The organism is Photorhabdus asymbiotica (genome assembly GCF_003634575.1).
Classification (GTDB): Bacteria; Pseudomonadota; Gammaproteobacteria; order Enterobacterales; family Enterobacteriaceae; genus Photorhabdus; species Photorhabdus asymbiotica.
Window position 1 is genome coordinate 272,720 of the sequence record NZ_RBLJ01000005.1, and the last position, 15,419, is coordinate 288,138.

General features: G+C 44.2%; 14 protein-coding genes. 3 read left to right on the forward strand and 11 right to left on the reverse strand.

Translation table 11 applies throughout. The features are described from left to right. Nucleotides 1-7 precede the first annotated feature (7 nt). The 11 genes from phoU to BDD30_RS20995 all read right to left on the reverse strand — a co-directional run bounded on the left by phoU (nt 8) and on the right by BDD30_RS20995 (nt 11,394). Nucleotides 8-727 (reverse strand): phosphate signaling complex protein PhoU, encoded by a 720-nt coding sequence (gene phoU / locus BDD30_RS20945; RefSeq protein WP_041381457.1) that lies wholly within the window; start codon nt 725-727, stop codon nt 8-10. 14 nt (nt 728-741) lie between these two features. After that, nucleotides 742-1,518 (reverse strand): phosphate ABC transporter ATP-binding protein PstB, encoded by a 777-nt coding sequence (pstB, locus tag BDD30_RS20950; protein WP_012776359.1) that lies wholly within the window; start codon nt 1,516-1,518, stop codon nt 742-744. Nucleotides 1,519-1,544: 26 nt separating this feature from the next. Continuing rightward, nucleotides 1,545-2,429, reverse strand: a complete 885-nt coding sequence (gene pstA, locus BDD30_RS20955; protein ID WP_012776358.1) for a phosphate ABC transporter permease PstA — start codon at nt 2,427-2,429, stop codon at nt 1,545-1,547. Nucleotide 2,430: 1 nt separating this feature from the next. Continuing rightward, nucleotides 2,431-3,387, reverse strand: coding sequence for a phosphate ABC transporter permease PstC (gene pstC, locus BDD30_RS20960; RefSeq protein ID WP_041381456.1), 957 nt, complete (start codon nt 3,385-3,387; stop codon nt 2,431-2,433). Between the two features lie 223 nt (nt 3,388-3,610). Next, complete coding sequence (gene pstS / locus BDD30_RS20965; RefSeq protein ID WP_041381455.1) at nt 3,611-4,651, reverse strand: phosphate ABC transporter substrate-binding protein PstS; 1,041 nt, start codon at nt 4,649-4,651, stop codon at nt 3,611-3,613. Between the two features lie 180 nt (nt 4,652-4,831). Continuing rightward, nucleotides 4,832-6,163, reverse strand: a complete 1,332-nt coding sequence (envZ, locus tag BDD30_RS20970; protein WP_012776355.1) for a two-component system sensor histidine kinase EnvZ — start codon at nt 6,161-6,163, stop codon at nt 4,832-4,834. Further along, nucleotides 6,160-6,879, reverse strand: a complete 720-nt coding sequence (ompR, locus tag BDD30_RS20975) for an osmolarity response regulator transcription factor OmpR (protein ID WP_012776354.1) — start codon at nt 6,877-6,879, stop codon at nt 6,160-6,162. Before ompR ends, envZ begins: the two co-directional genes overlap by 4 nt. A 135-nt stretch (nt 6,880-7,014) precedes the next feature. Beyond that, the gene (locus tag BDD30_RS25130) at nt 7,015-7,176 is read right to left on the reverse strand and encodes a GreA/GreB family elongation factor (RefSeq protein WP_081461547.1); all 162 of its coding nucleotides are present in this window, start codon (nt 7,174-7,176) and stop codon (nt 7,015-7,017) included. 1,058 nt (nt 7,177-8,234) lie between these two features. Then, entirely contained in the window at nt 8,235-9,428 is a 1,194-nt protein-coding gene (locus BDD30_RS20985) for an MFS transporter (protein ID WP_012776353.1), read from the reverse strand. Nucleotides 9,429-9,450: 22 nt separating this feature from the next. Beyond that, nucleotides 9,451-10,632 carry a cysteine desulfurase family protein gene (locus BDD30_RS20990; protein WP_012776352.1) on the reverse strand — a complete coding sequence of 394 codons (1,182 nt, stop codon included), beginning with the start codon at nt 10,630-10,632 and terminating at the stop codon, nt 9,451-9,453. 45 nt (nt 10,633-10,677) lie between these two features. Beyond that, entirely contained in the window at nt 10,678-11,394 is a 717-nt protein-coding gene (locus BDD30_RS20995; RefSeq protein WP_012776351.1) for a hypothetical protein, read from the reverse strand. A 340-nt stretch (nt 11,395-11,734) separates the two neighbouring features. Between BDD30_RS20995 and BDD30_RS23810 the strand changes: the two genes are divergently transcribed. From BDD30_RS23810 to BDD30_RS21005, 3 genes are all read left to right on the forward strand, one after another. Continuing rightward, on the forward strand, nt 11,735-11,956 hold the full coding sequence (locus BDD30_RS23810; RefSeq protein WP_012776350.1) for a hypothetical protein: 222 nt from the start codon (nt 11,735-11,737) through the stop codon (nt 11,954-11,956). 24 nt (nt 11,957-11,980) lie between these two features. Then, nucleotides 11,981-12,454, forward strand: coding sequence for a transcription elongation factor GreB (gene greB, locus BDD30_RS21000; RefSeq protein WP_012776349.1), 474 nt, complete (start codon nt 11,981-11,983; stop codon nt 12,452-12,454). A 500-nt stretch (nt 12,455-12,954) separates the two neighbouring features. Then, nucleotides 12,955-15,279 carry a Tex family protein gene (locus BDD30_RS21005; protein WP_041381454.1) on the forward strand — a complete coding sequence of 775 codons (2,325 nt, stop codon included), beginning with the start codon at nt 12,955-12,957 and terminating at the stop codon, nt 15,277-15,279. The last annotated feature ends 140 nt before the right edge of the window (nt 15,280-15,419 follow it).

The following is a 15,419-nucleotide window of genomic DNA, read 5'->3' on the forward strand; positions in this document are numbered from 1 at the left end:
CAGTTAGTTACTTGTTCTCTTTAGTCAACAATCTTTCCAGCTCATCACCACCCACATGCCGGAAATCCTGTCCCTTAACATAGTAGAAAATGAATTCACAAATGTTCTGACAACGGTCACCAATCCGTTCAATAGAACGGGCACAGAGCAGTGCTATCAGTACACTTGGGATAGTTCGAGAATCTTCCATCATATAAGTCATTAACTGGCGGACAATACCCTCATACTCTTTATCCACCTTCTTATCTTCGTGATAAATACGAATAGCTTCTTCCAGATCCATACGAGCAAAAGCATCCAACACATCATGCAACATTTGTATGGTATGACGGCCAAGTGATTCCAGGCTGACTAATAATGGCTGATGCTGATGTGAAAACTTTTCAAGTGCCGTCTGACAGATTTTTTTTGCCACATCACCGATTCTTTCCAACTCAGCAATTGTTTTCGAAATTGACATAATCAACCGCAAATCACTTGCTGTCGGTTGGCGCTTGGCAATGATACGAACACACGCTTCATCAATCGCAACTTCCATCATATTGACCCGATGATCGCCCTCAATCACTTCGCGCGCCAGTGCTGCATCCTGATTATGCATCGCGTTAATCGCTTTGCAGAGTTGCTCCTCCACCAGCCCACCCATTGCCATCAGTTCAGTACGGATATGCTCCAGTTCAGCATTAAACTGACCCGAAATATGTTTATTGAGATTCAGATTGTCCATGTTACGCCCCGTAATCAACCATAACGACCAGTAATATAGTCTTCAGTTTGTTTCTTTTTTGGTGTGGTAAACAACGTGTCTGTGTCACTGAATTCAATCAATTCACCAAGGTACATAAATGCGGTATGGTCTGAACAACGTGCCGCCTGCTGCATATTATGAGTCACAATTACCACGGTATATTCAGATTTCAGTTCGCTAATCAATTCTTCAATACGCCCCGTAGAAATGGGATCAAGCGCTGAACAAGGCTCATCCAGCAATAACACTTCCGGGCGGATTGCAATACCACGAGCAATACATAAACGCTGCTGCTGACCACCAGACAAACTGTATCCGCTCTGATACAACTTATCCTTGGTTTCATTCCACAATGCCGCTTTAGTCAAAGCCCACTGAACACGTTCATCCATTTCTGCTCTTGAAAGCTTTTCAAACAGACGAACACCAAAAGCAATATTGTCATAAATAGACATCGGAAAAGGTGTTGGTTTCTGAAATACCATGCCAACTTTGGCACGCAGCAATGCTACATCCTGTTTATCCATCAGGATATTATTGCCATCCAACAAAATTTCACCTTCCGCCCGCTGTTCACCATACAATTCATACATTTTGTTGAAAGTCCGTAACAGCGTAGACTTACCGCAACCAGACGGACCGATAAAAGCCGTTACTTTGTTCTTTGCAATATTCAACGTAATATTTTTCAGCGCGTGAAATTTGCCATAGTAAAAGTTCAGATTGTGAACCTGAATTTTGCTACCAGCGATATCATTAACTCTGCTCATTTACTTCTCTCTGTTGAAAATATCAGTCAGTGCTTTTTCTTGGCAAATAGCACACGCGCCACAATGTTAATCAGCAACACACACAGGGTTATCAATAATACGCCTGCCCATGCCAGTTGCTGCCATTCGGAAAATGGACTCATAGCAAATTTAAAGATAGTCACTGGCAGGTTAGCAATTGGCTGGCTCAGATCGGTACTCCAAAACTGATTGGAGAGAGACGTGAACAGCAATGGCGCAGTTTCCCCAGCGATTCGAGCGATCGCCAGCAACACACCCGTGATAATGCCGGATACTGATGCCTTTAGCGTAATGGCTGAAATCATTTTCCACTTAGGTGTTCCCAGTGCATAGGCCGCTTCACGCAGACTATCAGGCACCAGTTTCAGCATGTTTTCCGTAGTTCGGATAACAATTGGTACCTGTAACAACGCCAACGCAATCACCCCAGCCCAACCGGAGAAATGTTGCATTTTCATCACAATGACAGTGTAAACAAACAAGCCGACAACAATAGAAGGCGCTGACAGCAAGATATCATTTATAAAGCGGATCACCTCTGCCAGCCATGAACGGCGGCCATATTCTGCCAGATAGATACCCGCCATAATCCCCAAAGGGGTACCGATGATTGTCGCCCACAGGATCAGTAATCCACTACCAACAATGGCATTTGCTAAACCACCACCTGCTGTATTCGGTGGCGGTGTCATTTCAGTGAACAGTGCCAGCGACATCCCATCGAAACCCTTGGTGACTGTGGAAAATAGAATCCATACCAGCCAGAATAGACCAAACAACATAGTTGCCATTGATAACAACAGAGCAAGGCGATTTTTATGACGACGCCATGCCTGTTTGCGGCTACGTGCATCAACATTAACAGGCTGTTGTCCATCCATTATTGCCATATCAACGTCCCTCATCCTTCGCCAGACGCATAATCATCAGTTTTGACAACGCCAATACAATAAAGGTGATCACAAACAAAATCAGGCCAAGTTCCATCAATGCTGCGGTATGCAAGCCAGATTCTGCTTCGGCAAATTCGTTCGCCAATGCTGAGGTAATACTATTGCCCGGCATAAACAGTGAGAAACTGTCGAGCTGGTAGGTATTACCGATGATAAAAGTCACCGCCATGGTTTCCCCCAGCGCACGACCAAGTCCCAACATGACTCCACCAATCACACCATTTCGGGTGTAAGGCAACACAATGTGCCAGATAACTTCCCAAGTGGTACAACCGATACCATAAGCGGATTCTTTCATCATCACTGGCGTCTGTTCGAATACATCACGCATAACCGAAGCAATATAAGGGATAATCATGATGGCAAGGATGACACCCGCCGCCAGAATACCAATACCAAAGGCCGGACCAGAGAAAAGTTCACCCACAACAGGAATACTGGAAAGGATATGACCTACCGGCTGCTGGAAATAGGTAGCAAATAGAGGTGCAAAAACAAACAGCCCCCACATGCCATACACAATACTTGGAATGGCAGCTAACAGTTCAATTGCCACTCCAAGCGGACGTTTCAACCAATTAGGTGCCAGCTCCGTCAGAAATAATGCGATTCCGAAACTCACCGGCACCGCGATAATCAGAGCAATCAATGAAGTCACCAATGTACCGTAAATCGGCACCAATGCGCCAAATTGCTCTGTCGGGACATCCCACTCTTTATGCCAGAGGAATGCGATGCCGAACTGCTGGATACTGGGCCAGGAGGCGATAATCAGTGAGATAATGATGCCTCCCAGCAAAAATAAAGTAATCAGCGCCGCTAGTCGAACCAGGGCGCTGAAAATAAGATCGCCATTTTTACTGGGTGCTTTTATTGCCGTTTTCTGTTCGGCCATAGAGCTTATTCTCATCCGGGTTAACTCCCCCAACGCGAGGGGGAGAAATTAAAACTATACCCGTCATCTTTCAAGTTGCCTCTTTGTTGGCTGCACTCACTCACCCCGGTCACATAGTTAGCTATGCTCCCGGGGATTCGCTCTCTGGCCGTCGCGATGCATCTTGAAATCCATAGGGTATACAAATTTAATCGATATTTAATACAGTAACTATCAGAACAACTCAGTACAGTGCTTTGCCGCTACTATCTTTCACATGAGTTTTCCAGGCCGCACGAACTTGCTCAACCACTTCCTTTGGCAAAGTTGCATAATCCAAATCATTTGCTTGTTTACTGCCATTCTCATAAGTCCAGTCAAAGAATTTCAACACCTCAGCCCCCTTGACCGAATCTTTCTGCTGCTTATGAACCAGAATGAATGTGGTGGAAGTAATTGGCCAAGCATGTTCCCCTGACTGGTTTGTCAGATCCTGAGCAAACGTTTTATGCCATGCTGCTTTTCTCGCCGCGGCGCTGAAACTGACTTCAGTCGGACTGACAACGTTGCCATCAGCAGATACCAGTTTGGTATAAGCCAAATGATTCTGTTTAGCGTAAGCATATTCAACATAACCAATGGAACCTGTCAGACGCTGAACAAAGGCGGCAATCCCATCATTGCCTTTACCCCCTAAACCAACAGGCCAGCTTACCGTGGAACCCACACCGACTTTCTCTTTCCATTCTTCATTCACTTTAGAAAGATAATTGGTAAATACAAAAGAAGTGCCGGAACCATCAGCACGACGCACTACAGCAATATCCTGCTCCGGCAGCTTAACTCCCGGATTCAGTTTAGTAATCGCCGGGTCATTCCACTTTTTCACTTTACCTAAATAGATATCGCCTAAAGTTTTACCATCCAGTGTTAACTCACCGGATTTAATACCTGGGATATTAACCGCCAGTACTACCCCACCAATGACAGTTGGGAACTGGAACAAACCATCAGCCGCTAATTTTTCATCAGACAAAGGCGCATCAGAAGCACCGAAATCAACGGTATTTGCCAGAATTTGTTTTACACCACCGGAAGAACCGATACCTTGATAATTGACTTTATTGCCTGTCTCTTTTTGATAAGAATCAGCCCACTTCGCATACACAGGGGCGGGAAATGTCGCACCTGCCCCCGTCAAGCTGGTAGTCGCGAATACAGACAGAGTTGTCAAAGAAAACGTCGCTACCATTACGCTGACTACAGTAGTACGCATCAGTTTCATAATCCCTCCTAATGGGATATTGAGAATCAATAAAGGAATGTATTTCGTCAGATTAAAAAGAGTACCAAGAAGAAAATAGGTCAGTTTGGTTACAGCAAAATGTCTTAAATATGACATTTTTATGACAGCAAAATGGGACTCAGTCTGAGACTGACATAAAACTGTCATATTCGCAGATCATTAAAAATTATCTTCCACAACAGGAATACAGGCACGGATAGATAACCCCCCTCTGGGACTTGTGCCAACTTCAATTTTTCCTTCATGTGCATCAATAATCCGTTGAACAATAGCCAGACCTAATCCTGTTCCACTGTTACTACGTGCTCTTTCGCCCCGAACAAATGGTTGAAATAACCGAGGTAAATCTTCCTGTTTAATTCCGGCACCATTATCCTCCACCTGAAACCAGGCGAATTTATTTGTCTGACCGCTACTGACTTTAATCCAGCCATTGCCATAACGATTAGCATTGACCAACATATTCGCCAATGCCCGTTTAATGGAAATCGGATTGGCATTCACAGTTATTGGATTAAGCGACAAATTATTTTCAATATCTTGCTCATAGCCATTTTCTGCAGAAATAACTTCTTTGAGAATAGAATTAAGCTCGCAGAATTCCATTGGCATTTCCTGCCCAGTACGGAGGTAGTCAATAAATTGCTCAATAATGGCATTACACTCTTCAATATCTTTATTAATAGATTCGGACAGATAAGCGTCTTCCTTGCTCATCATTTCTGTTGCCAGCCGAATACGTGTCAATGGAGTGCGCAAATCATGACTTACTCCGGCCATTAATATCGTACGATCACTTTCTAGTAACTTTATTCCTGCGGACATCTGATTAAATGCACGAATAGAAGCCCGTACTTCCTGCGAACCCGCTTCTCGCACCGCAGGCATCATAATGCCTTTACCTGTCTGTCTGGCAGCATATTCCATTTCCAGCAAAGGTCGGTTCTGAAAACGGATATAAAGCCAGATACAACCCACTGTCAGTAATAAAATTGCCAGAATATAGCGGAAAATAGGAGAAAATTGATTTTGTTCGATTTCCGTCAGAGGAACCCTAACCCAAATATCAGGGGCAAGATAAGAATTCAACCAAAGTATAGGAGTATCTTTGCTTATCTCAAGACGTAAATCAGCTTCACCACCAAGGTATTGGCTCATCTTCTCACTCAAGAAATCATAATGCCTGGCCCAGCGTAAACCTTGCATCTCTGCGTCAGATTCAGAATAGAGCGTAATACCCAGCTCCTGATAAATCTCCCGGCGTACTATCGGGGAGATCACCAGAAAAGAGCCATCCTCCAACTTCAATTTTTCAGCCATTAAAGTACGAACTTCATACGCTAACACTTTATTGAACTGCTGCAAGCTTGGCATGATAACGAAATTGACAACAACCAAATAACTACTTACCAAACTGATAAACAGTATAGCCATGATCAAAAATAAAGTTCGGGTAAACGTACTACGCGGGGAAAATCGCAATAGTTTCATACACAGCTTCCGTCAGGCACAAAAACATAGCCCAAGCCCCAGATGGTCTGAATATAACGGGGATGTGCCGGATCTTCTTCAATCACACGACGCAGACGTGAAATCAGCACATCAATGGATCGCTTCATTGTGCTATATTCCCGACCAAGGGCCAGATTCATCAACTTATTGCGAGACAGTGGCACACTAGGATAAGAAACCAGCACTTTCAGTACGGAGAATTCACCACTGGTCAACGGTATATGTTCATCTCCCTGAAACATTTCTCGAGTACTCAGATTGAGACTAAACTTACCAAAATTAATAATTGCATCATCTTCAGTAGGTACACCCAGTAATTTATTCGCTTGACGACGTAATACTGCCCGAATACGTGCCAATAACTCACGCGGATTAAATGGTTTCGGAATATAGTCATCTGCGCCAATTTCCAGCCCAACAATCCGGTCTACCTCTTCTCCTCTTGCTGTCACCATAATAATCGGCACCGAATTATTTTGGTTTCTCAGCCTTTGACAAACAGAAAGACCATCCTCCCCGGGCAACATTAAATCCAACACGATTAAACTAATAGATTCCCTTGTCAGTAAGCGGTCCATTTGCTCCGCATTAGCAGCACTGCGTACCTGAAAACCTTGTTCCGTCAGATAACGTTCTAATAACGTTCGCAAACGCATGTCATCATCCACCACAAGGATTTTATTGCCTTCTTGCATTATTAAACTCCAAAATACTACATACTTTTACAAATTTACCATTATGAAGAAGATTAAACCAAGCATAGAGATCAAGTATATATTTTAAGGCAATTATCTATAAGGCCCATTTTCATACGTTATTAACTTGAATGATTAATCCAGTGGTTTACAATTAATAGCTACAATCCAATAAGCTACTGCCGCACATAGGATTTTTACGGTAATTTCTTCATCCACCAGTTTACTCATCAATGCTCTGGCTACCGGAGAATCAATAGAAATACATTTATTAATTGGATCAAATTCATCGGTCAGACTAAACGAAAAACATTCTCTGCCTCAATATCACTTTCTAACCTGACCTACACACTAAAACAAGTTTTTCCTTTCCAATAAAAAATTGGATCAACAACTTTCAATCCATCCTAACATTTGGATAAGAAAAATACCTACCGATCGATTTTTCTTAATCTTTGCTTACCATAGTAAACAATATTGAACACTATTTATCCAGTCAAATCTCATAATTTGTTTTCACTATCAGCAAGATCCACAGCATACCAGACTATGTAATACTCAAAGCTATAAACTATACGATGTATGTTATAAATATCAGAGTTAAATAGCATAATGCTCAGACTTTTAAGAAAATTCTGTTACCAACAGTGCTAACTAAAAACAGTTTATTGATCCCTCATTTTCCACCTTTAGCATCCACTTTCACCATAGCGAATAGAATGTCACATTTGCTGTCATACTGCCGAATAAACTCATTAATATTAATAAAGATAAATTCTGAATTACGACTGAATTTCTCACTGAAATAACATCGCTAAAGGGGTGATGATGACTATAACCACCCAGATATAGCTAATAGAAGGGACTTATTAATTCACGATTTTTAAAGAAAAATTTTCTCCCTAAACAATTTAAATACATAAATATAAAAAACGGTGCAAAAATCAGAAAATTAAAATTAACAATATAAATTTTTAATTATTAACCAATTAACTATTAACCATGTCATTTTTATCCTGGCAATGGAGAGTCAACATAATTGCAATGACATAAGTATTCCTTCTTATCTCCAAAGATTACGGTATCAAACGATTAAAAGATGTGTTGGAAGGGGTTAAACAATATACCCGTCATCTTTCAAGTTGCCTCTTTGTTGGCTGCACTCACTCACCCCGGTCACATAGTTATCTATGCTCCCGGGGATTCGCTCCCTTGCCGTCGCGATGCATCTTGAAATCTATTGGGTATATATTCAGCATCAGCGTGGCTGATGATTCTTCGGGCTTTTCGAGCCCGACCCAATTCCCCTCCCGCCTTATGTCGGCGGGAGTACCCTTTGGAGGAAAAGATGGCCGTTAACGTATTTCCTTTTGTGTCGTCAGCCCGTCTTTAATGCGACGAAACCACCGACCTCCCAATAACGCCACCACCAGTTCAAGAGAGGCGATTACAGCCAGGACCAGAATAAACAAGAGCTTGCCCGAGCTAACTAATATCCATCCACCGATTACCGGAAATCCAAATATACCCACAAAATAGGCGACAACGAACCAAGTGAGGGCCGCATGACGATCCTCAAGAGCAGAGTCGTTTACTGCCCATGTTTGAATAACAGGATATACCAATCCATACCCTATCCCCGTTAACATAGCCGCCACAATCTGGAACACAGGGTGAACCGGCATGCCAAGCAAGGCCAAAATGCCCATGATTAAGCATGACATCAACACAGTGACTAACGGGATACGGGGCATCGTCGATAAACGTCGGGCTAACAAAAGTCGCGACACAACTACAGTCGCTGCATGTACAGCAAAGAATGCACTTGCATTTGCACGAGTCCCTTCGACCAGCGAACTCTGGAATGACATCATTCCGGAGAATACGCCGCCACCCAGCCCTACCATTATGATGGGACGGATCGCACTACTTGTAGCAATCTTCGTTATTTTTTTCACCCAAGGTCTCAGTGATAACTCCTGTTGACCATTCGGTTCCCTGATCCCAAAGGTCGCCAGAAGTAGTGAGGCAAGGATGCCAACGACGCCAACAAAGAGAAACGTTGTTCGGATGGGCATTCCTACTTGCTCAACCGCTGTGGCGAGGAGGATGGGACTCCCGCAAATCCCAGCCATTTGAAACGCACTAAAACGGGTAAACCATTGGCCCCTGTCAGCATCGGTAACACGCTCCGACAACGCCATGGGCCCACTGATATAGAACATTCCCCAACCAAGTCCAATTAAGAACGCTGCGATACGCGGGATGTAACTCAATTCACCGTTGAAGCCGCCTAAAAGAAGATAACCACAAGACATCGCCAACGCTGCCAAGGCGGCAAGTCGCGATGCTTCCAACCGCCCGGCAAACCATCCGACCAAAGGAACACCAATTAAGGTGCCGACCAAGGCCACGCCGAGCGTCGTTCCAGCATCAATGTCACTCCCCCCTTGTGACCGAAAATACGCGGAAATAAGAAAGGTGGCACCATATCCCCCCGCAGTGAATAGGGTTCCGAACAGGAGAAAAAGTGCCGACATTGTTCGCATTATTCAAACTCCATCTTAATTATCATTGAGTAACGAATGACTTTGGTGCCATCGACCGCAATTTATTTACTGCTTTTTCCAGACGGAGACAAACATACCGTATCTCGTCCTCATTATTAAATCTGCCCAATCCGAAACGCACACTGGCTTGAGCGAGTGCATCACTGACCCCTATCGCCTTCAGTACATGTGACGGTGCCCTGTTAGCAGATGTACATGCAGACCCGGAAGACAGCGCAACCTCAGAAAGCTCCAGTAAAAGCGAGTCAGCATCTATACCGTTGAAGGAGACATTTAACAGACCAGGAAGGCATTCGGTGAGATGGCCGTTTATCCGAACATCAGCCACGTTCTCGATAATATACAACCGAAGCAAATCCCGTAAATAACGTAGCCTCATCGATTCAGCGGTTAAATTTTTAACAGACAGTTCGACGGCTCGCCCAAAGCCTACAATCCCCGGGACGTTAAGGGTCCCGGAGCGTAAGCCCCGCTCATGTCCCCCTCCAACGATAAGCGGGGTGAGACTGATATTCTTATCGCGTGAATTAATATAAAGTGCGCCGATCCCCTTCGGTCCATATATTTTATGCGCGGAAAATGAGGCAAGGCTAACGTTCATACGCTGTACATCAAATTCTATTTTTCCGAGCGCTTGCGTAGCATCTGTATGCAGAGGAATATCACGCGCCTTACAGATTGCGCCTATCTCTTCAATTTTTTGTATTGAACCAATCTCGTTGTTAGCCGCCATAATCGAGACGAGATAGGTATCATCTCTTATTGCACGAGATATTGAATCTGGGGATACGATGCCGTCGCTTTGCGGCGGTAAATAAGTCACTTCCGTTCCCATTGATTCGAGCCTACCACAACAATCAAGAACGGCCTTATGCTCGATTGTCGATGTGATGACATGCCCCCCTTTACCCCGATGTTGAAGGCCCATGATTGCAAGGTTGTTTGACTCGGTCGCGCCAGAAGTGAATATAATATCGGCATGACTCGTCGCATTTATTGATGTTGATATCACTTGTCTTGCATCATCAACCGCTTCCATCGCTTTCCACCCAAATACGTGGTTATTGCTGGAAGCATTTCCGTAAGCATTGGTAAAATAGGGCATCATAGATTGAAGTACATCAGGATCTAATGGCGTTGTAGCGTTGTTATCCAGATATATAGGTCGGGCTAGGTTATACATAATTTTCTACCTTAATAAAGATGAAATTATTTTCTTATTATCTGACTATATCTGCTGGGCAGTAATTATATCGCCTTTACTTACATCACCCTCTTCATTAACAAGATTAAGACGAATGGCGGTTGAAACACCAAGCATGTGGCTAAGCTGGAGCCCGCGCACATATGCCAGAGCTCTCGACCAAGCGCAGTCCTCAAAAAACACCTCCAGAATAGCGTCTTGGCCTTTGTGGTCGCCTGCGGCTTTCTCGAAATACTCCTTCGTAATTGCCGCACAGGTGAGTTTCTGAGTCGGCGCTTCGTAAGAAGCATCTGATGTCGGCGGCTTGCTATCAGCGAGGTTTTTGGACACCATCCGTCGTGTGACAGTTTCGGGTATTTCCCCCGAGGCAAGGATGTGGACAAGGTGCTGCCTGGCTGAATCTTCGTGAATAACGCGTATTTCACTGAGTGGGATCTGATATTTTTCAGCTACGGGCAAGAAGACATTCCTGATCGAGGCGTGGAGATGACTCAATCGGGGATTCCGCTTTTGAGAATTAGTGAGGTTCTCTGTCAGGAATTGGAGACGGAATATCCCATGATGATCGAACGCCATGGATATCCTCGGTAATTGGCCACATTTATCTTGGCTTTGCCTGGAGAACAGCAACGCAGCCTCAAAAGCTTTCAATTGAGCCTCGACAACTATCTCATTATCCTTATCGAGATAAACTCGTGAATTCCCTGCCAGTATGCTGACATTAGTATCTTGTTGATTCATTATTATACCCCCATGATAGATCGAGTAACTGCAAAGATCCGTTGATTATTAGATCGGGGGACGTTCAGAGTGGCTGGTATAACACATGGAAAATAGTGCGCTCTTTATAACTTAAAGTTCGCTAAATACCGTTTTCTCTTGCAACCCCTGTTATATGAAATAAGTATCTCTTATATCAGACAAGGGTATATTTCCCAGAAAAAAAGAAAGGGTAAAGATTCACACCGCTTTTTTATTCAAAAGTAGATCTTCATCTTATTTAAACTGAAAGTTAACGTGTCTCTTTTATATCAAAAGTAGATCTCCATCCTGTTTAAGATTTTGAACCGTCAAGATATCTATGGGTGACTATCGTATTCAGAGTTGGGAGCAAAAAGTTGTACTATCTCCGGTGCTGGATCTGTATAACGGTGAAATCATACATACCCTATGGATTTCAAGATGCATCGCGACGGCAAGGGAGCGAATCCCCGGGAGCATAGCGAACTATGTGACCGGGATGAGCGAGTGCAGCCAACAAAGAGGTAGCTTGAAAGATAACGGGTATATCAAAGCAAATTAACTACTGTATCTACATCAAACTAAAATGAAGACTAAGCTTATAACTCGTGAAGGCTATAACAAGTTAAAGAAAGAACTAGATTATCTATGGCGTGAAGAACGCCCGGAAGTCACCAAAAAAGTAACTTGGGCGGCAAGTCTCGGTGACAGAAGTGAAAATGCAGATTATCAATACAACAAGAAGAGACTACGGGAAATTGATCGAAGAGTCAGATACCTTACCAAGAGTCTGGAAGAACTGCGATGTGTTGATTACTCACCTCAACAAGACGGGAAAGTGTTTTTTGGTGCATGGGTCGAAATAGAAAATGCTCAAGGAGAGATCAAACGTTTCCGGATCGTTGGATACGATGAAATTTTTGGTCGTAAAGACTATATATCCATCGATTCTCCAATGGCTCGGGCTTTACTAAAGAAAGAAGTTGGAGATAGCGTAATCGTTCATACACCAACAGGAGAAGTGATGTGGTACGTGAATGAGATCGAATATGTGAAATAGTCTGGCAGGCTATTTCAACATGACACAGATTACCGACCTCTTAATGTATGAGATCTCTGACTTCGACTGACAAAATCTGTTTTCTTGGTTTGTATCTGGATGAGAACGATTCTACTTGCCTGGAATCACAAAATTTCACGCAGTGCAGTAAATCGGGTTAGCTCAAATGATATTGGCTTCCAAATCACTTATTGAATCTCAATATTCAACCAAAGTTAAAAATGTGACTTCCGTCACATCACACCACAATGAGCTTATTTTTCAGACAATTCCTAAAACAAACTAACCTCTCAGGGTGGTGGGTAACTTTTTTCCATAAAAAATCCAAAGAAAAGATTCGATTCAATAGCAATTACTAGAACATAACCAGCAACAAATTCGTTGAATTGTGGAGTAACCTGTCAGAATAAGATTAAGCATGAACTGGAAATTGTTTCTCCTAAAACGTATAAAGGGGTTTTTGCGAGTATTTGAAGCCTATTCACCAGAAGAAAACACACATGAATGAATCTCTGAGCCAAATTATTGCAAGTGAGCTACAGGCCCAACCACACCAGGTACTTTCAGCGATCAATCTACTTGATGAAGGGAATACCGTTCCTTTTATTGCACGATATCGTAAAGAAGTCACCGGGGGTTTGGATGATACCCAACTTCGCCAACTTGATAGCCGCCTTGGTTATCTACGCGAACTGTCAGACCGCCGCCAAACCATTCTTAAATCCATTGATGAACAAGGTAAGCTGACCCCAGAACTGGCCGAAGCCATTAATGGAACCCTGAGCAAAACAGAGCTGGAAGATCTCTACCTTCCATATAAACCCAAACGCCGCACCCGTGGGCAAATCGCTATTGAAGCGGGTCTTGAGCCTCTGGCGGACTCTCTATGGCAAGATCCGCAACAAGAACCAGACTTGGCTGCCGCTGCCTTTGTTGACACCGATAAAGGCGTAGCCGACACCAAAACTGCTCTGGATGGCGCTCGTTATATCCTGATGGAACGTTTCGCCGAAGATGCTGCATTATTAGCAAAAGTTCGTGACTATTTATGGAAAAATGCTCATCTGGTCGCCAAAGTCGTCACAGGAAAAGAGGAAGAAGGCGCTAAATTCCGCGACTATTTTGAACATCATGAGCCTGTCGCACAGGTCCCTTCTCACCGTGCATTAGCCATGTTCCGGGGCCGCAATGAAGGAATATTGCAACTTTCCCTGAATGCTGATCCCCAATTTGATGAACCTCCCAAAGAGAGCTACTGCGAACAGATTATTACGCAGCATCTTAACCTACGTCTGAACAATGCACCGGCAGATAGCTGGCGCAAAGCCGTAGTAAATTGGACATGGCGTGTCAAAGTATTGCTGCACCTTGAAACTGAGTTGATGAGCACCTTGCGCGAAAAAGCAGAAGATGAAGCCATCAAAGTATTCGCGCGCAACCTGCAAGATCTGCTGATGGCTGCACCAGCGGGTATGCGCGCAACGATGGGACTCGATCCGGGTCTGCGTACTGGTGTTAAAGTCGCGGTAGTCGATGCCACTGGCAAATTAATAGCCACAGACACTATTTATCCTCACACCGGACAAGCCAACAAAGCAGCCGCAAGCGTAGCCGCATTGTGTATCAAACATCAGGTAGAACTAGTCGCTATTGGTAACGGAACCGCTTCTCGCGAAACAGAACGTTTCTTCGCGGATATACAAAAACAGTTCCCGGAGATAAAAGCACAAAAAGTTATTGTCAGCGAGGCAGGAGCATCTGTTTATTCTGCTTCTGAGCTGGCGGCCCAAGAGTTTCCTGATCTGGATGTTTCACTGCGTGGCGCAGTTTCTATCGCCCGCCGTCTGCAAGATCCACTGGCTGAGTTAGTGAAAATCGATCCTAAATCCATTGGCGTGGGTCAGTATCAACATGATGTCAGCCAGACTCAACTTGCCAAGAAACTGGATGCAGTAGTCGAAGATTGTGTGAACGCTGTCGGTGTCGATCTGAATACCGCTTCCGTACCTCTGCTCACTAAAGTTGCCGGGCTGACGCGTATGATAGCCCAGAATATCGTGAACTGGCGTGATGAGAATGGCCGCTTCAATAACCGTGCACAACTCATGAAAGTCAACCGCCTTGGTCCAAAGGCTTTTGAACAGTGTGCTGGCTTCCTGCGTATCAATCACGGTGATAACCCACTGGATGCATCGACCGTTCACCCGGAAGCCTATCCGGTCGTTGAGAAAATTCTGGCAGCGACTGAACAGAAGCTTCAAGAATTAATGGGCAACCCTTCCTCACTGCGTGGATTGAAGCCTGAGGATTTCACCACAGAACAATTTGGGGTTCCCACCGTTAGCGATATTCTGAAAGAGCTGGAAAAACCGGGCCGTGACCCCCGCCCAGAGTTTAAAACTGCCACCTTTGCAGAAGGCGTGGAAACAATGAACGACCTGCGTCCAGGTATGGTACTTGAAGGTAGCGTGACGAATGTGACGAACTTTGGTGCATTTGTCGATATCGGCGTTCATCAGGATGGTCTGGTGCATATCTCTTCATTATCAGATCGATTTGTGGCAGATCCTCATACCGTGGTAAAAGCAGGCGATATTGTCAAAGTAAAAGTGCTGGAAGTTGACCTAAATCGTAAGCGTATTGCACTGACCATGCGCCTTGATGAGCAACCGGGAGAAACCAATTCACGCCGCAGCAGCAATCCCCAAGCTGACCGCCGTACTGAACGCAATGACCGGAGCCGTAATACTCCACGCTCTCCGGCCTCAGCCGGTAACAGTGCCATGAGTGATGCACTCGCCGCAGCATTCGGAAAAAAACGCTAAGATTCATATGCCTGCAAATAGATGCACTGCCTTGGCAGTGCATCTTTATCTTTTCAACCAGAAAAAATCCACATTCACTGATCAATACCAACCTTGGTTAATTCAATAACGAAAATGCAATTAATATTGAAATCAATGTT